At 36.0% G+C, this 21,452-nt stretch carries 24 protein-coding genes; 16 read left to right on the top strand and 8 right to left on the bottom strand.

Annotation, left to right across the window (positions count from 1 at the left end; all coding sequences use genetic code 11):
• Positions 1-11: 11 nt before the first annotated feature.
• The 9 genes from fabD (at position 12) to HMPREF2818_RS00715 (ending at position 8,010) form a co-directional block, all read left to right on the top strand.
• Positions 12-938, top strand: coding sequence for an ACP S-malonyltransferase (fabD, locus tag HMPREF2818_RS00755; RefSeq protein WP_001044784.1), 927 nt, complete (start codon positions 12-14; stop codon positions 936-938).
• A gap of 8 nt (positions 939-946) precedes the next feature.
• Complete coding sequence (gene fabG / locus HMPREF2818_RS00750; RefSeq protein WP_001176108.1) at positions 947-1,681, top strand: 3-oxoacyl-[acyl-carrier-protein] reductase; 735 nt, start codon at positions 947-949, stop codon at positions 1,679-1,681.
• A 15-nt stretch (positions 1,682-1,696) separates the two neighbouring features.
• The gene (gene fabF, locus HMPREF2818_RS00745) at positions 1,697-2,929 is read left to right on the top strand and encodes a beta-ketoacyl-ACP synthase II (RefSeq protein ID WP_000175072.1); all 1,233 of its coding nucleotides are present in this window, start codon (positions 1,697-1,699) and stop codon (positions 2,927-2,929) included.
• Between the two features lies 1 nt (position 2,930).
• Complete coding sequence (gene accB, locus HMPREF2818_RS00740; RefSeq protein ID WP_000354296.1) at positions 2,931-3,431, top strand: acetyl-CoA carboxylase biotin carboxyl carrier protein; 501 nt, start codon at positions 2,931-2,933, stop codon at positions 3,429-3,431.
• A complete protein-coding gene (gene fabZ / locus HMPREF2818_RS00735; RefSeq protein WP_000565431.1) occupies positions 3,428-3,850 on the top strand; it encodes a 3-hydroxyacyl-ACP dehydratase FabZ in 423 nt (140 codons plus the stop codon). Before accB ends, fabZ begins: the two co-directional genes overlap by 4 nt.
• Positions 3,851-3,887: 37 nt before the next feature.
• Positions 3,888-5,258, top strand: coding sequence for an acetyl-CoA carboxylase biotin carboxylase subunit (gene accC, locus HMPREF2818_RS00730; RefSeq protein ID WP_000473508.1), 1,371 nt, complete (start codon positions 3,888-3,890; stop codon positions 5,256-5,258).
• Positions 5,259-5,266: 8 nt separating this feature from the next.
• A complete protein-coding gene (gene accD, locus HMPREF2818_RS00725) occupies positions 5,267-6,142 on the top strand; it encodes an acetyl-CoA carboxylase, carboxyltransferase subunit beta (protein WP_001173382.1) in 876 nt (291 codons plus the stop codon).
• Positions 6,135-6,908 carry an acetyl-CoA carboxylase carboxyl transferase subunit alpha gene (locus tag HMPREF2818_RS00720; RefSeq protein ID WP_001058273.1) on the top strand — a complete coding sequence of 258 codons (774 nt, stop codon included), beginning with the start codon at positions 6,135-6,137 and terminating at the stop codon, positions 6,906-6,908. The genes accD and HMPREF2818_RS00720 overlap by 8 nt, the downstream gene beginning before the upstream one ends.
• A gap of 469 nt (positions 6,909-7,377) precedes the next feature.
• Positions 7,378-8,010 (top strand): HI_0552 family protein, encoded by a 633-nt coding sequence (locus tag HMPREF2818_RS00715; protein ID WP_000284171.1) that lies wholly within the window; start codon positions 7,378-7,380, stop codon positions 8,008-8,010.
• 45 nt (positions 8,011-8,055) lie between these two features.
• On the opposite strand, the gene serS is transcribed toward HMPREF2818_RS00715, so the two are convergent.
• Entirely contained in the window at positions 8,056-9,333 is a 1,278-nt protein-coding gene (gene serS / locus HMPREF2818_RS00710) for a serine--tRNA ligase (RefSeq protein ID WP_000886186.1), read from the bottom strand.
• Between the two features lie 298 nt (positions 9,334-9,631).
• Between serS and HMPREF2818_RS00705 the strand changes: the two genes are divergently transcribed.
• Positions 9,632-10,693, top strand: a complete 1,062-nt coding sequence (locus HMPREF2818_RS00705; protein ID WP_000417627.1) for an acyltransferase — start codon at positions 9,632-9,634, stop codon at positions 10,691-10,693.
• Positions 10,694-10,730: 37 nt separating this feature from the next.
• On the opposite strand, the gene HMPREF2818_RS00700 is transcribed toward HMPREF2818_RS00705, so the two are convergent.
• From HMPREF2818_RS00700 to HMPREF2818_RS00680, 5 genes are all read right to left on the bottom strand, one after another.
• The gene (locus HMPREF2818_RS00700; protein WP_000079341.1) at positions 10,731-11,093 is read right to left on the bottom strand and encodes a DUF956 family protein; all 363 of its coding nucleotides are present in this window, start codon (positions 11,091-11,093) and stop codon (positions 10,731-10,733) included.
• 118 nt (positions 11,094-11,211) lie between these two features.
• Positions 11,212-12,123, bottom strand: a complete 912-nt coding sequence (locus tag HMPREF2818_RS00695; RefSeq protein WP_000139227.1) for a PTS system mannose/fructose/sorbose family transporter subunit IID — start codon at positions 12,121-12,123, stop codon at positions 11,212-11,214.
• Between the two features lie 14 nt (positions 12,124-12,137).
• Positions 12,138-12,950: a PTS mannose/fructose/sorbose transporter subunit IIC gene (locus HMPREF2818_RS00690; RefSeq protein WP_000763693.1), complete on the bottom strand. Its 813-nt coding sequence runs from the start codon at positions 12,948-12,950 to the stop codon at positions 12,138-12,140.
• 32 nt (positions 12,951-12,982) lie between these two features.
• Positions 12,983-13,993 carry a PTS sugar transporter subunit IIB gene (locus HMPREF2818_RS00685; protein WP_000511103.1) on the bottom strand — a complete coding sequence of 337 codons (1,011 nt, stop codon included), beginning with the start codon at positions 13,991-13,993 and terminating at the stop codon, positions 12,983-12,985.
• A gap of 301 nt (positions 13,994-14,294) precedes the next feature.
• Positions 14,295-15,107, bottom strand: a complete 813-nt coding sequence (locus HMPREF2818_RS00680) for a Cof-type HAD-IIB family hydrolase (RefSeq protein ID WP_000162321.1) — start codon at positions 15,105-15,107, stop codon at positions 14,295-14,297.
• Positions 15,108-15,195: 88 nt separating this feature from the next.
• Here HMPREF2818_RS00680 and HMPREF2818_RS00675 point away from each other — a divergent pair, with 88 nt between their 5' ends.
• From HMPREF2818_RS00675 to brpA, 6 genes are all read left to right on the top strand, one after another.
• Complete coding sequence (locus HMPREF2818_RS00675) at positions 15,196-15,780, top strand: hypothetical protein (protein ID WP_000734042.1); 585 nt, start codon at positions 15,196-15,198, stop codon at positions 15,778-15,780.
• 89 nt (positions 15,781-15,869) lie between these two features.
• Positions 15,870-16,481 carry a DUF1361 domain-containing protein gene (locus HMPREF2818_RS00670; RefSeq protein WP_000865226.1) on the top strand — a complete coding sequence of 204 codons (612 nt, stop codon included), beginning with the start codon at positions 15,870-15,872 and terminating at the stop codon, positions 16,479-16,481.
• Between the two features lie 102 nt (positions 16,482-16,583).
• Complete coding sequence (locus HMPREF2818_RS00665) at positions 16,584-18,005, top strand: NCS2 family permease (protein ID WP_000410400.1); 1,422 nt, start codon at positions 16,584-16,586, stop codon at positions 18,003-18,005.
• Between the two features lie 148 nt (positions 18,006-18,153).
• The gene (tsaE, locus tag HMPREF2818_RS00660; RefSeq protein WP_000500161.1) at positions 18,154-18,597 is read left to right on the top strand and encodes a tRNA (adenosine(37)-N6)-threonylcarbamoyltransferase complex ATPase subunit type 1 TsaE; all 444 of its coding nucleotides are present in this window, start codon (positions 18,154-18,156) and stop codon (positions 18,595-18,597) included.
• Positions 18,590-19,111, top strand: coding sequence for a GNAT family N-acetyltransferase (locus HMPREF2818_RS00655; protein ID WP_000043149.1), 522 nt, complete (start codon positions 18,590-18,592; stop codon positions 19,109-19,111). The genes tsaE and HMPREF2818_RS00655 overlap by 8 nt, the downstream gene beginning before the upstream one ends.
• Positions 19,112-19,119: 8 nt before the next feature.
• Positions 19,120-20,427: a glycopolymer--peptidoglycan transferase LytR gene (brpA, locus tag HMPREF2818_RS00650; RefSeq protein ID WP_000708161.1), complete on the top strand. Its 1,308-nt coding sequence runs from the start codon at positions 19,120-19,122 to the stop codon at positions 20,425-20,427.
• Positions 20,428-20,490: 63 nt separating this feature from the next.
• On the opposite strand, the gene HMPREF2818_RS00645 is transcribed toward brpA, so the two are convergent.
• Positions 20,491-20,787, bottom strand: a complete 297-nt coding sequence (locus tag HMPREF2818_RS00645; protein ID WP_000690175.1) for a hypothetical protein — start codon at positions 20,785-20,787, stop codon at positions 20,491-20,493.
• Positions 20,784-21,203, bottom strand: a complete 420-nt coding sequence (locus HMPREF2818_RS00640; RefSeq protein ID WP_000368099.1) for an HIT family protein — start codon at positions 21,201-21,203, stop codon at positions 20,784-20,786. Before HMPREF2818_RS00640 ends, HMPREF2818_RS00645 begins: the two co-directional genes overlap by 4 nt.
• Positions 21,204-21,452 lie beyond the last annotated feature (249 nt).

Here is a 21,452-nt window from a genome sequence, read left to right as displayed (position 1 = left end):
AAGGAGACACTATGAATAAAGTCGCATTTCTATTTGCTGGTCAAGGTGCTCAAAAGTTGGGAATGGCTAGAGATTTATATGAAACTTTCCCGATTGTTAAAGAAACTTTTGATAAGGCAAGTCATGTTTTAGGATACGATTTGAGAGAATTGATTGATAAAGACTTAGACAAATTAAATCAGACGAAATATACTCAACCAGCTATTTTAACGACTTCGACTGCTATTTATCGTTTAATTCTTAAAGAAATTGGACTTAGACCAGATATGGTTGCAGGACTTTCTTTGGGAGAATACAGTGCTTTAGTTGCTTCAGGTGCTATAAGATTTGAAGATGCTGTAGTACTTGTTGCTAGACGAGGTCAACTAATGGAAGCAGCAGCACCTGCTGGTAGTGGCAAAATGGTAGCGGTTTTAAATGCTGATCGTCAAATAATTGAAGATGCTTGTAAGAAGGCTTCTCAGTTTGGTATTGTTAGTCCTGCAAATTATAATACTCCAAAGCAAATTGTTATAGGGGGAGAGTCAATCGCTGTAAATGCAGCTGTAGAAGAACTAAAACAACAAGGAGTAAAACGTTTAATTCCTCTGAATGTTTCAGGTCCTTTTCACACTGCTTTATTGAAACCTGCAAGTCAGAAATTGAGCGATGTTTTAGATAAAGTTCATTTTTCAGTTTCTGAAATCCCTGTAATTGGAAATACAGAGGCGCAGATAATGAAAAAAGACGATATCAAATCTTTATTGGCACGCCAAGTTATGGAACCTGTACGCTTTGATGAGTCTATTGAAACCATGAAAAAAATGGGAATGACACAGGTTGTTGAAATTGGTCCAGGGAAGGTACTCTCAGGTTTCTTGAAAAAAATAGATAGCTCATTATCAGTATATTCTGTTGAAGATAAAATTGGATTTAATAATCTTAAGGAATTAAACTAGGGGAAAATATGCAATTAAAAGATAAGAACATTTTTATTACGGGTTCAAGTAGAGGAATCGGCCTTGCAATTGCCCATCAATTTGCACAATTAGGTGCTAATATTGTTTTAAATGGACGTTCTGAAATATCAGAAGACTTAATAGCTGAATTTGCTGATTATGGTGTAAAAGTTATTGCTATTTCAGGAGATGTTTCTTCTTTTGAAGATGCTAATCGCATGATTAAAGAAGCTATTGCAAGTCTAGGTAGCGTGGATGTGCTCGTTAACAACGCTGGTATTACTAATGATAAATTGATGCTTAAAATGACTGTTGAAGATTTTGAGAGCGTTCTTAAAATTAATTTAACAGGTGCATTTAATATGACACAATCAGTCTTGAAACCGATGACAAAAGCGCGTCAAGGTGCTATTATTAATATCTCTAGCGTCGTTGGATTAACTGGAAATGTAGGGCAAGCTAATTACGCAGCCTCTAAAGCAGGTTTAATTGGCTTTACAAAATCAGTTGCCAGAGAAGTAGCAGCACGAGGCATTCGTGTCAATGCCATTGCTCCAGGCTTTATCGAATCTGATATGACAGATGTTATCCCAGAAAAAATGCAAGAAGCTATTTTAGCTCAAATTCCAATGAAACGTATTGGAAAAGGTAAAGAAGTAGCGCAGGTAGCGTCTTTCTTAGCAGAACAAGAATACCTTACAGGACAAGTTATTGCCATTGATGGCGGTATGACGATGCAATAATAAAGAGGAAATAATATGACATTACAGCGAGTAGTAGTAACAGGTTACGGTGTAACCTCACCTATTGGAAACACACCAGAAGAATTTTGGAATAGCCTTAAAGAAGGAAATGTTGGTATTGGACCTATCACTAAATTTGATTCAAGTGATTTCATGGTCAAAAATGCTGCTGAAATTCATGATTTTCCATTTGATAAATATTTTGTCAAAAAAGATCTGAACAGATTTGATATGTATTCCCTTTATGCCTTATATGCTTCAAGTGAAGCTATTCAACATGCTAATTTAAATTTAGATGAAATTGATGCAGATCGATTTGGTGTCATCGTTGCATCAGGTATTGGAGGGATTCAAGAGATTGAAGAACAAGTGATTCGTCTTCATGAAAAAGGGCCAAAACGCGTAAAACCAATGACGCTTCCAAAAGCTCTACCAAATATGGCAGCTGGAAATGTTGCGATGAGGTTAGGCGCTCATGGTGTATGTAAATCAATTAATACAGCTTGTGCTTCTTCTAATGATGCTATTGGAGATGCTTTCCGTAATATAAAATTTGGTATTCAAGATATTATGGTAGTCGGTGGTGCAGAAGCTGCTATTACAAAATTTGCCATTGCTGGATTCCAAAGTCTTACAGCATTATCAACAACTGAAGATCCATCAAGAGCATCTATTCCATTTGATAAAGATCGCAATGGATTTATCATGGGAGAAGGTTCTGGAATGTTGGTCTTAGAAAGTTTAGGACACGCTGAAAAACGAGGAGCTACTATTCTTGCAGAAGTTGTTGGTTATGGTAACACTTGTGACGCATATCATATGACTTCACCACATCCAGAAGGTTTAGGAGCCACTAAAGCTATTCAACTTGCACTGGCTGAAGCTAATATTAAACCTGAAGAAGTTAACTATGTAAATGCTCATGGAACTTCAACACCTGCTAACGAAAAAGGAGAGAGTCAAGCTGTTGTTGCTGCACTTGGGACAGACGTTCCAGTTTCTTCGACTAAATCTTTTACTGGTCATCTTTTGGGTGCCGCAGGAGCTGTTGAGGCAATTGCAACTATTGAAGCGATACGTCATAGTTATGTTCCAATGACTGCTGGAACAACAGAATTATCAGAAGATATTACAGCGAATGTTATTTTTGGTCAAGGGCAAGACGCTGATATTCGTTATGCCATTTCAAATACATTTGGTTTTGGAGGACACAATGCAGTTCTGGCCTTCAAACGCTGGGAGGATTAAATTGGATATTCAAGAGATTAAGGATTTAATGACTCAATTTGATGAGTCAAGTCTGAGAGAATTTTCATTCAAAACAAGTGACGGTGAGCTGTCTTTTAGTAAAAATGAGGGAAAAGCTCCACTTGTCCCAACTATGTCTCATATGAGTCATCAACCTGAAGCAACTCCAACTATAGCAACTCCTGTCTCTAATGAAGCAGGTGAGCAAACGAAACAAGCTACTGAAGTAGTTTCAGAAATCCCAGAGTCGACTGTGACTGTTGCAGAAGGTGACGTTGTCGAAAGTCCTTTAGTTGGGGTTGCTTATTTAGCTTCTGGACCAGATAAACCTAACTTTGTTTCAGTAGGTGATAGCGTGAAGAAGGGACAAACTTTGATGATTATTGAGGCGATGAAGGTGATGAATGAAGTGCCTGCTCCTCATGATGGTGTAGTTACTGAAATTCTTGTAGCCAATGAAGAAGTTATTGAATTTGGTAAAGGATTGGTACGAATCAAATGATTGATATAAAAGAAATTCGTGAGGCTTTACCTCACCGCTATCCAATGTTATTAGTGGATCGTGTTTTAGAGGTATCAGAAGATGAGATAGTCGCTATCAAAAATGTTAGTATCAATGAGCCTTTTTTCAATGGTCATTTTCCAGAATATCCTGTAATGCCAGGCGTTTTAATTATGGAAGCTTTGGCTCAAACTGCAGGTGTTTTAGAATTATCTAAAGAAGAAAACAAAGGAAAGCTTGTTTTTTATGCAGGTATGGATAAAGTGAAATTTAAAAAGCAAGTTGTTCCAGGAGATCAATTAGTTATGACTGCTAAGTTTGTCAAACGTAGAGGAACTATAGCCGTTGTTGAAGCAGTAGCAGAAGTTGATGGGAAATTAGCTGCCAGTGGAACGTTAACATTTGCAATAGGCAATTGAAGATAGTATTGAATTTAGAGGGAGAGAAGCATCAAAAATGTTTAAGAAAATATTGATTGCTAATCGCGGAGAAATTGCAGTACGTATCATTCGTGCAGCCCGTGAAATGGGAATTTCGACAGTTGCTATCTATTCGGAGGCTGACAAGGAATCATTGCACACAATTTTAGCAGATGAAGCTATTTGTGTTGGACCAGCCAAATCAGCAGAATCTTATTTAAACGTTAATGCTATATTATCTGCTGCTATTGTGACTGGAGCGGAAGCTGTTCATCCAGGTTTTGGGTTTTTAAGTGAAAATTCTAAATTTGCTACTATGTGTGAAGAGATGAATTTAAAATTCATTGGTCCATCTGGAGAAGTTATGGATAAAATGGGTGATAAAATCAATGCTCGTGCAGAGATGATAAAAGCTGATGTTCCGGTTATCCCAGGATCAGATGGTCAAGTTACAAGTGTAGAAGAAGCTGTATCAATTGCTGAGGAAATCGGCTATCCATTGATGTTAAAAGCCTCAGCTGGTGGCGGTGGAAAAGGAATTAGGAAGGTCAAATCAGCAGATGAATTGAAGCCTGCTTTTGAGTCTGCTTCACAGGAGGCTTTGGCTGCGTTCGGTAATGGTGCTATGTATATTGAAAAAGTTATATACCCAGCTAGACATATTGAAGTACAAATACTTGGAGATAGCTTTGGTAAGATAGTTCACCTAGGAGAACGTGATTGTTCTCTGCAGCGTAACAATCAGAAGGTATTGGAAGAAAGTCCGTCTGTGGCAATAGGTAACACTCTGCGTCAACAAATTGGTGAAGCAGCTGTTCGTGCAGCTGAGGCTGTATCCTATGAAAATGCAGGAACAATTGAGTTTTTGTTAGATGAGAATAGCGGACAGTTCTATTTCATGGAAATGAATACTCGTGTTCAAGTAGAACACCCTGTTACAGAATTTGTAACGGGTGTTGACATCGTTAAAGAGCAGATTCGTATCGCTGCTGGAATTCCTTTATCAGTTTCTCAAAATGATATTAAGTTAACTGGTCATGCGATTGAATGTCGTATTAACGCAGAGAATCCACAATTTAATTTTGCGCCATGTCCAGGTACCATTAATGGGTTACATCTACCTGCTGGCGGTATGGGCTTACGTGTCGATTCAGCGGTTTACACAGGCTACACTATTCCTCCTTATTATGATAGTATGATTGCGAAAGTAATTGTTCACGGAGAAAATCGTTTTGATGCACTTATGAAAATGCAACGTGCCTTATATGAGCTTGAAATTGATGGTATTGTAACAAATACAGAATTTCAAATGGATCTCATTTCTGATAAAAAAGTCTTGGCTGGGGATTATGATACTTCATTCCTGATGGAAGACTTTTTACCAAGGTATTATGGTAACAATCAATAGGAGGGAAGATGGCTTTATTTAGTAAAAAGGATAAATATATCCGTATTAGTCCAAACAAAGCATTGGGGTCTTCTGATAAACGTAGTCTTCCTGAGGTTCCTGATGAACTCTTTGCTAAGTGTCCTTCTTGTAAACATATGATTTATCAGAAAGATTTAGGATTAGCAAAGATTTGTCCAGCTTGTTCTTACAACTTTAGAATTTCAGCGCAAGAACGTCTGTTGCTAACAGTTGACGAAGATAGTTTTGAGGAATTATTTACAGGGATTGAAACTAAGGATCCTTTGAATTTTCCAAACTACCGTGAAAAACTGGCTGCTACACGTCAAAAGACTAACTTAGATGAAGCGGTGGTGACAGGTTTAGCTAAAATAAAAGGACAAACTACGGCCTTAGCTATTATGGATTCTCATTTTATAATGGCGTCTATGGGAACGGTCGTAGGCGAAAAGTTGACAAGATTATTTGAGCTAGCAACTGAAAAGAAATTACCTATTGTTATTTTTACAGCGTCAGGAGGCGCCAGAATGCAAGAAGGTATTATGAGTTTGATGCAAATGGCAAAAGTATCGGCAGCAGTTAAACGCCATTCTAACCAGGGATTGTTTTATTTAACAATTTTAACAGACCCAACAACCGGCGGCGTTACTGCGAGTTTTGCTATGGAAGGTGATATTATTCTGGCTGAGCCGCAAGCGTTGGTTGGTTTTGCTGGTCGTCGTGTTATCGAAACAACGGTGAGAGAAGATTTACCTGAAGACTTTCAAAAGGCAGAATTTTTGTTAGAACATGGTTTTGTCGATGCTATTATAAATCGAACAGAATTACGCGACTGCATTGCTCAACTAATTGCTTTCCATGGAAATGAGGTTGGTCATGAATAATGATGTGACAAGAATTTTAAAAGATGCGCGTGATCAAGGGAGGCTAACTGCTCTTGACTACGCTGAATTGATTTTTGATAATTTTATGGAACTTCATGGTGATCGCCAGTTTGCAGATGACAAATCAATTATAGGAGGTTTGGGGTACTTGGCAGGGCGTCCTGTGACGATTGTCGGTATTCAAAAAGGTAAGAACCTTCAAGATAATTTAGACCGTCATTTTGGTCAACCACATCCTGAAGGTTATCGTAAGGCTTTACGTTTAATGAAACAAGCTGAGAAGTTTGGAAGACCTGTTATAACCTTCATCAATACTGCTGGAGCATATCCTGGGGTAGGTGCTGAGGAGCGAGGTCAGGGTGAAGCAATTGCTAGAAACCTCTTAGAAATGAGTGATTTAAAAGTCCCTATTATAGCTATTATTATTGGTGAAGGGGGTTCTGGAGGAGCATTAGCTTTAGCTGTTGCCGATAAGGTTTGGATGTTGGAACATACTGTTTATTCTATTTTAAGTCCTGAGGGCTTTGCTTCTATTTTATGGAAAGATGGCACAAGAACAACAGAAGCAGCACAATTAATGAAGATGACTGCTGGAGAACTTTACCATATGGAAGTTGTAGACAAAGTAATCCCTGAACATGGTTATTTTTCAAGTGAGATTGTCGATATGATTAAGACAAGTTTAATTTCAGAGTTAGAAATGCTCTCACAATTATCTCTTGAGGATTTATTGGAACAACGTTACCAACGTTTTAGAAAATATTAATAGAAAAAGGCTGAGTTATTTACTCAGCCTATATTTAGTTTTTCAAGGTATTATCATAGTTATAGTTTCATATTTTGCTATAATTGATAAAAAGGAGATATGTCAATGACACTAGCATTAGCCAATTTTTAGATTGTAGTCTAATCCAAAATTTTCAGAAAGAGTCATTTCGAACACTTTATTCTAAGTACCATTATTTAGGCTCTCCTTAACTTGAGACTCTATCTGTTATTGAAGAGAAATTTTCTAGAAAAAATAGCTATTATTAGATTTTAGAAGGCTATGAAAAGATTGGTTTTTAAAGAGTTCCATTAAGTGATGAAGAAAGTAAAGCTTGGTTAGTTATAATTGCGATTAGACCTTGTTTCTAGCAACGAGGCTTCGCTAGAAATACTTTAAAAGAACTTGAAAGTATGTATAGATATATATAATCGTGAAAACTTAACTATTGTTTACATGGAGAAAAAGAATGTATCAAGAATTAAATGATTATTTAGAATTCCAATCAATGAAGTATATTATGCCTGAGAAGGCAGGCCCTTTAAAGGACGATATGCAAACTTTTAAGGCAAAGGGCCAACTTGCTAGGAATAGTTTTACAGAGTTATCAAGAGCCTTAGAACAACGTATGGATGGCTTTAAAATGCAAAGAGTGAGTAATTGGGCTAATCAAGCTCAAGTAGGGCGTCCACATTTTTGGGTTTATTATCGAAAGGATACAGACCAATTAGATGATGTGGCTGTTGCGCTAAGGGTTTATGGTGTAAAAGATAGTTTTGGGGTTAGTCTTGAGGTAAGCTTTGTAGAGAGGCAAAAATCTGATAAGACACTCGAGAAGCAGGCTAGAGTGTTATCGATTCCGATTGCCTCTCCATTGTATTTTATGGTCCAAAGGCAAGGTGAAACTCATCGAGAAGAAGGCAATGAGGAAAATCGTCAACGTTTAATGCAAGAAATTAAGTCAGGGAAGGTAAGGAAAGTATTGGTAAAATATGACGTTCTTTTGACTGAAAACCAGAGCTTAGAAAATATTCTGCAACGATTGTTAGAAGGCTTTGAGAAAGTGTTACCTTACTATCAAGTTTGTCAAACTATTAGCTAAGTTCATAGAAAAAATGAGTTGGTATACCAACTCATTTTAGAGTGCCTAATTTGGTTTAATAATATCGATATTACCCATATATGGACGAAGAACTTCTGGGATAGTCACAGAACCATCTTCATTTTGATAATTTTCGAGGATTGCTGCTACAGTACGTCCAACTGCAAGTCCTGAACCATTTAAAGTATGAAGCAACCTAACTTTGCCATCAACTTCGTCACGGTAACGAATTTGAGCACGACGTGCTTGGAAATCTTCAGTATTAGAACATGAAGAAATTTCTCGATAAGTATTTTGAGCGGGAATCCATACCTCTAAGTCATACGTTTTAGCTGCTGAGAATCCCATATCTCCTGTACACAAGGTAATGACACGGTATGGGAGATTAAGTTTTTGAAGAATATTTTCAGCATTTGCTGTCATTTTTTCTAATTCTTGGTACGATTCCTCAGGTTTGGCAAATTTCACCATTTCTACTTTATGGAATTGATGAAGGCGAATTAATCCACGTGTGTCACGTCCTGCAGAGCCTGCTTCTGAACGGAATGATGGACTCATGGCAGTAAAGTATATAGGTAATTCTTTCCCATCGATAATTTCATCACGATAATAGTTTGTTAAAGGAACTTCAGCAGTTGGGATAAGTACGAATGGGCTATCTGCTAATTCGAAAGTATCTTCCTTGAACTTTGGATATTGTCCCGTACCGAACATTGAATCGTGGTTAACCATATAAGGAGGGATCACTTCAGTGTACCCTTCCTTAGCGTGTTCATCCAGCATGAAGCTGTAGATAGCACGCTCTAAACGAGCACCTAGACCTTTGTAGAAGAGGAAGCGAGAACCAGTAACTTTTGCACCACGTTCCCAATCGAGAATTCCAAGGCTTTCACCTAAATCCCAGTGAGCTTTGGTCTCAAAATCAAATTCACGAGGAGTTCCCCAGCGACGAACTTCAACATTTTCATCCTCGTCTGCTCCAAGCGGCACATCATCAGCTGGTGTATTAGGAAGTACGGTCACCATTGATTGTAAATTAGCATCCACATCTGCCAATTCCGCATCAATTGCTTTGATATCAGCGGAAAGTGTTTGCATAGCTGCGATTTGCTCGTCTGCATTCTCTTTATTTCGTTTTGCTTGAGCAATGGCAGCAGAAGCAACATTACGTTGCGCTTTCGCCTCTTCAGCTTTGATAAGTAGTTCACGGCGTTTTATATCAAGTTCTTTAAGGGTTGTTAATGTTTCTTGGTCAACACCACGCATGGCCAATTTTTTAGCGACAGCATCAAAATCTGTACGAATACGTTTTAAGTCTAACATATAGGAATCTCCTTTATACTAAAAAAAACACCCTGTCATGCTGGAGCGCAAAGGCGCGGTTCCATCCAGCTTCACAGAAGTGCACTTGATTGATTGATTAAATTATTTCCCATAAATGGAACACGGTAGAATTTCATAAAACAATCTTATCTGCTCGCAACGACCGCAGACTCTCTGAAAAGAACTATTATACTACTTATCCGTTAAGGTTATTATATCCAAAAATAAGTAAAATGTAAACCTTAACTTTATAAGCCTGCTCTTTGTTTTAGTGAAATAGCTATGCTAAAATATGATTATGGAAAAGTATACAAGTATTAAACAATCAGGTCGTCATTACGGCTTAGACCTTTTAAGGATTATTTCCATGTTCATGATTGTTATTACGCATATTCTTGGAAAAGGTGGTCTGAGATCTTCGGTTGAGGGACACGCAGACTCCTATTTTATAGTAACGTGGATTATCCAAGTCTTAGTTTATGGGGCCGTTAACTGTTACGCACTAATAAGTGGTTATGTGGGAATTAATTCGCGTTATCGTTACTCAAAATTACTGTCTATCTGGGCACAGGTTTTTTTCTACACCTTTACAATAACGGCACTTTTTGAAATCACAGGTCATGAAGTGACCTTGCTTAATTGGAGAGATGCTTTTTTCCCTATTGTCAGTGGGCAGTATTGGTATATTACTGCTTACTTTGGTCTATTGGTTTTTATGCCTGTTATTAATAATGGATTAAATGCCTTGACTGATAAACAATTAAAACAATTGGTTTTGTTAATGTTTATTATTTTTTCAATTTTACCAGCTGTTTTAAACAATCGTGTTCCAGAATTTTCATTGAGCAAGGGTTTTGAAATGACTTGGCTACTGATTTTATATATTATTGGTGCCTATTTGAAACGTATTGATTTAAATATATTTAAAACGTCATACTTACTTATAGTTTATCTATTATCATTGGTTGCTACTTATGTCATGAAGTTTAGTGTTGGTGATATTTGGTATTGGTATGTTTCGCCTACTTTAACTTTAGGGGCGGTAAGTTTGTTTATATTATTTGCTAGAGCAAGCATTAAGCCCTCGGGATTCTTAAAGAAAATAATTGTTGTATTAGCCCCTTCAACCTTGGGAGTTTATCTCTGTCATCTCCACCCACTAATAGTAAAATATTTTGTAAGAGATTTTGCAGAGACGTTTGTTTATGAGTCCATTTATCTTTACCCATTTTTAATTTTAGGAGCAGGGATTTTAATTTATTTGTTGGCTTTTATTGTAGAACGTATTAGATTACGAATATTTAAAGCAATCCATTTTTCTAACTTTTTGAGATGGTTTGATGACAAGTTCCCATATTAATATTAGAGTTAAAAAATAAGATAGACTATAGTCTATCTTATTTTTTAAACTTGAATATTTTTAAAATGGTCTGGATGAGGGTAGGAAGCTTAACAACTTTATCGTCTCCAATATGTCGTCTCGCATGCTTTAATATCGTTCCAGAGTCTTTAGAAGCGAATAAAAATTTTCCTTGGTCTGTAAAGACCTCAAAGTGACGACTAATTTTTTTTCGACTAACATTAGCTCCAATTTGATTGATTGATGTCCATGGAATTTGAATATAGTCGTTGACATTTTTATCGTTATAGAATTCTAATGCCTGGTCACCAACTAAAAATTTTCCAACTTTATTCCCCATACCTAAATACGAAACTCCTGTTGTTTGAAATTCAACAGTTTTGTTTAATGATTGTGCCATGACTAATCCCTTTTTAATTTATAGTAGTTTGATTATATCATAATAGTGGGACTCTAAGTGGATTTTTGGTAATAAAATATAAGAGATGGAATACTATTGTAACCATCTCTTAGTTTTATTACATCACACCTGCAAGGCGAGCTAGAATACCAACGATAAACAAACCGATGATAATTGTAATTGGTGATACTTTCTTCTTAAGTAACCACATACAGAAGAATGTAAGAAGTAATCCAGCTAAACCAGGAATAAGTGAGTCAAGTTGTCCTTGAAGTGTTTGTGGTTGCATTTTATCAAGGCTTAAGCCACTCTGAACTTGTCCTAGGATATCATGCAATTGTTGTCCACTAACATGGTCTTTAGGGAAATTGATGTATGCCCCTTCTGACAATGTCTTTTTAGGAAGGTCTACAGTAAAGTTAATTGCTACCCAACGCTTAACAAGGACAGCGAGGATGAACATACCAAGGATTGAAGCACCTTTAGTAATATCTTGGAGGATACCGCCAGACATATCTTTAGTAATTTCTTTACCTGATTTGTAACCTAACTCTTGTGTGTACCATAAGAATGACATACGAATGAGGTTCCAACCAACAAAGAAGATGATTGGTCCGAGGATATTACCAGCAGAGGCAAGTGAAGCACCAAGAGCACCTAAGATAGGACGTACAGTAAACCAGAACACTGGATCACCAATACCAGCAAGAGGTCCCATCATACCGATTTTAACCCCTTGAATTGCTTTGTCTTCGACAGGTGTACCGCTTGCTTTTTCTTCCTCAAGAGCAAGGGTTACACCAATAATTGGAGCAGCAACGTATGGATGTGTGTTAAAGAATTCCATATGGCGCTCAAGCGCAGCAGCACGATCTTCTTTAGTAGTGTAAAGTTTTTTCAATGCTGGGATAAGAGCATAGGCCCACCCCATATTTTGCATACGCTCATAGTTCCAAGAACCTTGAAGGAATTGTGAACGCCACCAAACTTTTTGACGATCTGATTTTGATAATTTAATTTGTTCAGTCATTGTTTAGCTCCTTTCTAGTAGTCCTCTAAGATATCGCCGATAGGATCGTTAGAACCTGCGTTAGAAGTACCTTTGCTTCCACCCATTTTTGATAAACTGATGTAGATGAGGGCGATAGCAACACCAATAGTACCCATTGCAATAAGAGTTAACTGGTTCAAAGCTGCTAGAGCAAATCCAAGAGCAAAGAAAGGCCAAACTTCGCGAGTAGCCATCATATTGATAACCATAGCGTAACCAACGGCAACAACCATGGCACCACCAACTTGCATACCACCATTTAACCAATCAGGCATTGCTTCAAGAATACTTTGTACTGAAGAAGATGGAATAGCTAAAAGAAGCGCAGCTGGGAATGCAATACGTAATCCTTGGAGAAGGAGGGCAATAAAGTGAAAACGTTCAATTGCTGCGAAGTTTCCTTCAGAAGCAGCTTTGTCACCAGCGTGAACAAGTGCAGTTGAGATTGTACGAACAATCATTGTAAGGAAAAGTCCAGCAATAGCTAGAGGTACAGCAGTAGAGAAGGCAAAGTTGATACCTTTTTGAGTGAAGTCGCCACTTTTAACCAAAATAATAGCAGCAGCAACAGAGGCAAGTGCAGCGTCTGGTGCTACGGCAGCTCCGATATTTGCCCAAGCAAGAGCAACCATTTGGAGACTACCACCAAGAATAATACCCGCTTCGAGGTGACCAGTTACAAGACCGATTAAAGTACAAGCAACAAGAGGTTGATGGATTTGGAATTGGTCGAGGATACCTTCAAGACCAGCAAAGAAGGCAACGATAACGACCAAAATCATTGAGATAATTGAAATATCCGCCATTTTGATATCCTTTCGTTTTCAGAGATAATAAGTTATTTTACGTTTGCTTTGTTGATTAAATCAAACAAATTCTTTTTAGCGTCATTTGGTACTTTACGTACATCAAATGATACACCTAAGTCACGTAATTTTTCAAAGGCAGCAACATCGTCTTTATCCATTGAAAGAACGTTGTTTACCATTGTTTTACCAGTTGAGTGAGCCATTGAACCAACGTTCAATTCAGGGATTTCCACACCACCTTCAACTGCACGGAGTGCATCTTGTACAGTTTCAAATAAGATCAAGGCACGTGTGTTTCCGAAACGTGGGTCTTTAGCTACTTCAATTAATTTACTAATTGGGACAACGTTTGCTTTGACTCCTCCAGGAGCAGCTTGCTTAATCAATTGTTTACGAAGTTCATCTTTAGAAACTTCATCAGAAGCAACGATAATACGGTTTGCTTTTGATGCTGGAGTCCATGCAGTTGCAACTTGACCATGTAAAAGACGTGTGTCAATACGAGCAAGATTAATTTTAAGCTTGCCATCTCCAATAACAGTTCCTTCAGGGATAGATCCACTTTGTTTAACTTCCGCAGGAACATCTGCAGGAACACCTGCTACAGGAGTAGCTTCTACAACAGGATTAAGTTCTTCTGGAAGGGCTTTGATACCTTCCTTAGACTCTTTAATAATATTTGCGGCAACTTGTTCAACACCTGCATTAGCGTCCATCATACGCTCAGTATAGGCTTGGATAAGCATTGGCAAATTGAGACCAGTGATGATAGCCATTTTACGTTCAGGATTTTCTCCCATAACACGGCTTGCTTGGTTAAATGGTGACCCACTCCAAAGGTCAGCTAACACAAGCACCTCATCATCAGCATCAAATTGTGCGATAGCATTGTTGAAGTGTCCATACAAATCATCTGGTCCTTCATTTGGCATGAAAGTTACAACTTGAACTTTTTCTTGTTCACCAAAGATCATTGAACCTGATTGATGAATACCTTCAGCAAATTTACCATGGCTGGCAATAATAATACCGATACCCATTCTTGTTCTTCCTCCTTAAAAAATTTTTTCGTTGACATAAAGAAGAATAATCTCCTTCCAATCGTAAAATTGGCCATTCTTTTTCATTTCAACGAAATTATAGAACAGATATATTTTAAAACGTTTTCAGAAAAAAATCAATACTATTTCTAATAAAAATTAAAAAAAAGATATTTTTTTCACAAATACCTTTTATAATGGGGGAAGAGAGTGGTAACTTTTTTTGTTAATAATATAGTAGAAAACCTAAAAAACGATTTCTATTAGAATTCTGTTTCAATAGAGATCGTTTTTGAAAATACTACAATAATAATTTTTCTAGAGTTTTAGCAACACCATCTTCTTCGTTTGTCCATTGGATTTGTTGGTCGGCATATGGAAGTAGAGTTGGACTAGCATTTTTCATAGCATATCCTGTATGTGCAAAGGCCAGCATCTCGGTGTCATTGTGTTCATCTCCAAAGGCAATCAAATTTTCTTGTGAAAGATTGAGTGATTTTAATAAATGTTTGAGAGCATAAGCTTTGTTAACACCTTTAGGTGAAAATTCGAGTATATTCAATGGACCACCCCAAGAATCTACTTCTAGTTCGTGATTAAAATGTTGTCGTAACTCTTTAGCTAACTCATACTTATCTTTATGACGTGTTTGCATCAATAGAGCATTTGGATTGCGTGTGATTTTAGTAACATCTAATGCCATTTTATCAGTAATTTCATTGACACCGAATAATTGTGGGTTAATTTTATCACGATTATCCATAGTAATGTAAAAATTTTTACGGTACTCGCTAGCAATAAAATCGGCTTGGATAGCATCTGATAAATTTAAGGTTTCAAGGAGTAATTTTTTATCAATCGTTGCACTATGCTCAAACGCCCACTTTTTTTCGGGGATATGAGTTAAAGCACCGTTAAAATTTATCATTGGTGTTTTTAAATCTAGGCGTAAATAATGAGCGAGTGCCATACGGTATGGGCGTCCGGTTGTAATAATTACTTTGTGTCCTTGAGCTTGAACTTTTCGAAGTGTATCAGCGGTGTAGTCAGAAATAGTGTTATTATTATGTAATAGAGTACCGTCTAAATCTACGGCGATAATTTTCTTTGTCATGCTGACATTATATCAAAAATAGATTTCAATAAAAAGAGACAGTAGAAATATGATATAATAACTGTGGAAATATGGAAGTTGGTGGATTATGAAAAAGTTAATTTGGAGTCATCTTTTTGCCATAGTCAGTATTTTAGGGATATGGTATTATCATGTAAAAATTGATCATTTGATGGTAATTCTATTGGCATCAGTCTTGTCGTTAGAGATGGGATTCATTGCTTATTATAGTCGTAATATTTTTATTCGTCTTTTAGCAAGTTTAGGCCTTTTATTTTTTTACCCACAGAGTTTAGGGATTTTTCTTAGTTTAGTGAGCTTAGAGTGGTCAACAAAAGACATTTGGCAGTCTAATCACTTTATGCAATATATGGCATACCTTCTTGCAATTCTTTTTATTATCTCTTCAGCTTTACTAAGTTTGAAGCTATTGGTAAATGCATATGATATTAGTAAAAGGTATCAATTAGCAACTGTTATACCTGTAATGCTTTTTAGTAGTTTTGCCTTTTGCTTAGAAAAATCAGGATCATTAGGTTTAGAAGGAATCATTTTAAATCCGTCAGCATTTTTTAATGGAATACAGACTAATATGGCTAACCTTGATTTTAAAGCCTTGTCTTGCCTTTTTTTAGTACAATTATTACTTTGGGGAATATTAATGGAAGACTAACCACAACAGGGTTAGTCTTTTAGGTTTGAAGTTTATTTAACCTTAATTTAATAATATGTTGTATAATGAGATATTAATTGGAGGTTAGAATGAAAGTAAAACTATTTGCGATACATTTATTTTTTATTGTTATTTCTTTTGGGATTAAATATTATCATTTGCAGGGACCAAATTTGATTTGGAATATGACTCTAGCCCTAATAGCGTTAGATTTTGCATACCTTACTAGTTTATTTAAGAAAAAAATTCTTATCGGTCTTTTTGCACTTGCTTGGTTTTTTTTCTATCCTAATACCTTTTATATGTTGACGGATATCATTCATATGCATTTTGTCGGAGACGTTCTTTATAATAAGACAAATTTAATACTTTATATCTTGTATGTATCTAGTATCTTGTTTGGTTTTTTATCAGGTATCGAAAGTTTTTCTGTGATTATGCGTAAATTTAGAATTAGCAATATATTTTTAAGATGGGGAATTATTGGAATTGTATCATTTGTTTCAAGTTTTGGTATTCATATTGGTCGTTATGCCCGTCTAAATTCATGGGATATCTTAACGAAGCCACAAGTGGTAATTAACGAACTTTTAGCGGTTCCGAGTAGGGATTCATTCCACTTTATTTTAGGATTTACATTTTTACAGGTATTGTGTCTTATTTTTATGGATTATTCTGCAGGGAAAAAGCTTGAAAAGTGAATTATTTTTTGTTAATATATATTAATCGTTCGTAAATATATGAACGATTAATTTTTTTAAAAGTGTAAAATAACAAAAAATAAAGGAGAATCCGATTTTAAAATGGAAAAGTTTTTTAAGCTAAAGGAACACGGGACGACAATTCGGACTGAAATCACTGCTGGTCTAACGACTTTCTTTGCAATGTCGTACATTTTGTTTGTAAATCCAGCTATTTTATCTCAGACTGGGATGCCAGCACAAGGAGTTTTCTTAGCGACGATTATTGGTGCCGTTGTAGCTACATCTGTTATGGCTTTCTATGCTAACCTTCCCTATGCACAAGCTCCTGGGATGGGATTAAATGCTTTCTTTACATATACAGTTGTCTTTGCATTGGGATATACATGGCAAGAAGCCTTAGCTATGGTATTTATTTGTGGTTTGATTTCTCTGATTATTACTTTAACGAAAGTTAGAAAGATGATTATTGAGTCTATCCCAACAACTTTAAAATCAGCCATTACAGCAGGAATCGGAACTTTTTTAGCATACGTTGGGATTAAAAATGCTGGTTTTTTGAAATTTTCAATTGATCCTGGGACGTATGATGTTGTTGGAAAGGGTGCTGCGAAAGGATTGGCTACTATTACAGCAAATTCTTCAGCAACGCCAGGGCTAGTGTCGTTTGATAATCCAGCAATTTTATTATCTTTGATTGGTTTAAGCATTACCATCTTCTTTATTGTAAAGGGTATCCGTGGAGGGATTATTCTATCGATATTAACAACGACCCTCTTAGGTATTTTAATGGGAGTGGTTAAGTTAGATGCTATTAATTGGGAAGCAACTAACCTCTCGGCCTCTTTTAGAGATTTGAAGCAAGTATTTGGAGTTGCATTAGGAGAGAAAGGATTAATTTCTTTATTTTCTAATCCTTCACGTCTACCAAGTGTATTAATGGCCATTCTTGCTTTTTCACTGACTGATATTTTTGATACCATTGGAACGCTCATTGGTACCGGAGAAAAAGTTGGTATCTTAGCAACGACTGGTGATAATCATGAATCTAAGAGTTTAGACAAAGCACTCTATTCAGACTTAATTGGGACAACTTTTGGTGCTATTTGTGGAACATCTAACGTTACAACCTATGTTGAGTCAGCAGCAGGAATCGGAGCTGGTGGTCGTACAGGATTGACAGCCTTAGTAGTTGCTGGTTTGTTTGCTATATCTAGTTTTTTTAGTCCACTAGTATCTATCGTTCCGAGTCAAGCTACTGCACCAATATTGGTTATTGTTGGTATTATGATGCTTTCAAATTTAAAAGATATCAAATGGGATGATATGTCAGAAGCTATCCCAGCTTTCTTTACTTCTCTTTTTATGGGGTTTACTTATAGCATTACTTATGGTATTGCAGCTGGTTTCTTGACCTATACACTAGCTAAAGTCATCAAAGGACAAGCAAAAGATATTCATGTGGTACTGTGGATTTTAGATATATTATTTATTCTAAACTTTATCAGCTTGGCTATTTTGTAATATTATAGTTTGATAAATAAGATAAAAGGAAATCAGATTTGTAGCCTGGTTTCCTTTTTTCTTAAGAAAAGTGAAGAAATATATGCTATGGGGCTGTCAGAATCAGCAAACTGTTGGAAGACAGAGATATTTCTGGTATAATATCTCTATGTTTTATACTCAAAATGAAGAAGAGCTTATTGCCCTAGGGCAAAAACTGGGTACTGTTTTAAAGTCAGGAGATATCGTATTATTGACTGGTAATTTAGGTGCAGGCAAAACAACTCTTACAAAAGGTATTGCAAAGGGATTAGACATAAAACAAATGATTAAGAGCCCAACTTACACTATTGTTAGAGAATATGAAGGGCGTGTACCACTTTACCATTTGGATGTTTATCGTATTGGAGATGATCCTGATTCTATTGACTTAGATGACTTCTTGTTTGGTCAAGGAGTAACAGTTATTGAATGGGGAGAGTTGCTTAGTGATAACCTTATCAATAACTACTTAGAAATTGTTATTACGAGGAGCAATCAAGGACGTCAAGTTCAGTTAGAAGCTTATGGGCATCGCGCAAGAGAAATTATTGAGGCGATTCAAGATGTCTAAACAATTTGCTGTTGATTTTATAGAAGCTTCGAGAGAGGAAGCATCTGCGCTTCTTGAATTTTTAAATACTGTTACTGAGGAAACAGATTTTATTTTGCATACGGTGAGCAATCAACTATCTTTGCCAGAAATGGAAACGTTTATTGAAAATACCTTAATAACGAAAAATTGCATTTGTTTGATTGCTAAATTAAAAAATAAAGTGATCGGCTTGATAACAATCATTAGTCAGTCTGATATTGAAATTGAACACATTGGGGATCTTTTTATTGCTGTTCAGAAGGATTATTGGGGGTATGGTATTGGTCATATTCTCATGGAAGAAGCAATAGAATGGGCGTCAGATAACGATATTACACGCCGCTTAGAACTATCAGTCCAAGGACGTAATGAACGTGCTATTCACCTCTACCAAAAATTCAGTTTTGAAATAGATGGGCTTCAAACAAGAGGTATTAAAAGAGAAAATGGAGAATTTCTAGACATTTACAGAATGAGTAAGTTGATAGATTAGGAATATACATGAAAATTTGGAAAAAAATAACCTTAATGTTTTCTGCAATTATTTTAACAACAGTAATTGCATTGGGAGTCTATGTTGCCTCAGCTTATAATTTTTCGACTAATGAATTGTCTAAGACTTTTAAAGATTTTAAGCTAGCTAAATCAAAAAGTCATGCTATTGAAGAAACAAAGCCGTTTTCAATACTATTAATGGGTGTGGACACAGGTTCAGAGCATCGAAAATCTAAGTGGTCAGGAAATAGCGATTCTATGATCTTAGTCACTATAAATCCTAAAACTAATAAAACAACGATGACAAGCTTAGAACGTGACGTATTGATTAAATTGAGTGGTCCCAAAAATAATGGACAGACTGGCGTAGAAGCAAAGCTAAATGCAGCCTATGCTTCTGGTGGTGCGGAAATGGCATTGATGACTGTTCAAGACTTATTAGATATTAATGTTGATTACTTTATGCAAATTAATATGCAAGGATTAGTTGATTTGGTCAATGCTGTTGGTGGTATAACAGTAACTAATAAATTTGACTTTCCAATATCAATTGCTGCCAATGAACCAGAGTACAAGGCTGTTGTTGAACCAGGGACACATAAAATAAATGGAGAACAAGCACTTGTTTATTCTCGTATGCGCTATGATGATCCAGAGGGAGATTATGGGCGTCAAAAAAGACAACGTGAAGTAATTCAAAAAGTCCTTAAAAAAATATTGGCGTTAAATAGTATTAGTTCATACAAAAAAATTCTTTCCGCAGTAAGTAATAACATGCAAACTAATATTGAGATATCATCAAAAACGATTCCTAATTTGTTAGCTTATAAAGATTCATTGGAACATATTAAATCTTATCAGTTGAAGGGTGAAGACGCTACTCTATCAGATGGTGGCTCTTATCAAATTTTAACTAAGAAACATCTACTTGCAGTTCAAAATAGAATTAAGAAAGAGCTGGATAAAAAGCGTAGTAAAACTCTGAAGACAAGCGCGATTCTATATGAAGATTACTATGGTACTACTGCTAGTAATGATTCTTCTACTTATTCATCAACACAAGAGAATAATTATAATACAACACCTTATTCAGAAGCACCACCAAGTTACAGTGGTAATACTACTTATAGTTCTGAGACTAATCAAACAACTCATCAAAGTTACTATAATAGTAGCACTCCTGCTAGTAACTATAGCAGTAACACTAACACAGGTCAGGCTGATTCAAGTGGAAGTGTTAATAATTATAACGGGGCTGCAACGCCTAATCCAAACACAGGAACGCAACCAGTACCAAGTCAAACTAATCCATAAAATATAAAAAAGAGCATTATTTGCTCTTTTTATATTTAGAGTAGATATTTTTATACCGTCGGCTTATTCGTCTTTCTCTTGATATTTAGCCATGCGTTGATTAATTTCTTCTAAACGAGGTTGAATATCTTTATTAAACACTTGGAATTTATGATTGAGTTCTTGAGAAATTAATCTGATTTTTTCTTTTTCCTGACTAATAATAGCAAGATCATTTTTGATACGTTCTAATTTTAATTTAGCTGAATCTGTCTCATTTTTTGTATTTTGATAGGAATCCTTGATAGTTTTTCTATTTTTGTAAAGTTCAAGCGCTCCTAAACTAACTAAACCTAGTGCAATTAAACGACCTATTTTCATAATTGAATCTCTTTTCTAATTTCTTTGGCTAATTTTGCAAGTGCCTCAAAGTCGGGTTCATGAGTAGTGTAGTGAATTTTGATACCGTCTGATTCATCAAAGCGGGGAACAAGGTGGACGTGTGCATGAAAAACAGTTTGTCCAGCAATTTCCTCATTGTTGTTAATAATATTCATTCCTTTGGCTTTTGTAGCAGCTTGGACAGCACGCGCCACTTTAGGCAAGCGTTCAAAGGTTATCTGTGCAGTTTTTTCATCCATCTCTAACACATTTCGAACATGTTTTTTAGGAATAAGAAGGGTGTGCCCAGTCGTAGTTTGTGTAATGTCGAGAAAAGCTAATACTTCATCATCTTCATAAACTTTTGATGAAGAGATTTCTCCACTGATGATTTTACAAAAAATACAATTATCCATAACTAATTCCTTTCATGTTGAAAAATTTATTGGGTAGCTATTAAGGAATGGTAAATTTTTATCGTTTGATAGGTCATAAGTCGTACAGGTGGATAAAAGTAGCCTGTATTGATTGTGATATCTATATTTACCATCATACTTATCTTAGCATGACCTAAAGGGTATTGCAATTTTTAATGATGTTTATTATTGAGTAAGTACATTTCTAGAATTTTGGAAGTATCTAAAATAAATTTAAATATAATGATT

The sequence above is a fragment of the Streptococcus sp. HMSC076H09 genome (assembly GCF_001811765.1).
GTDB lineage: Bacteria > Bacillota > Bacilli > Lactobacillales > Streptococcaceae > Streptococcus > Streptococcus agalactiae.
This window is presented reverse-complemented; position numbering and strand designations above follow the sequence as displayed.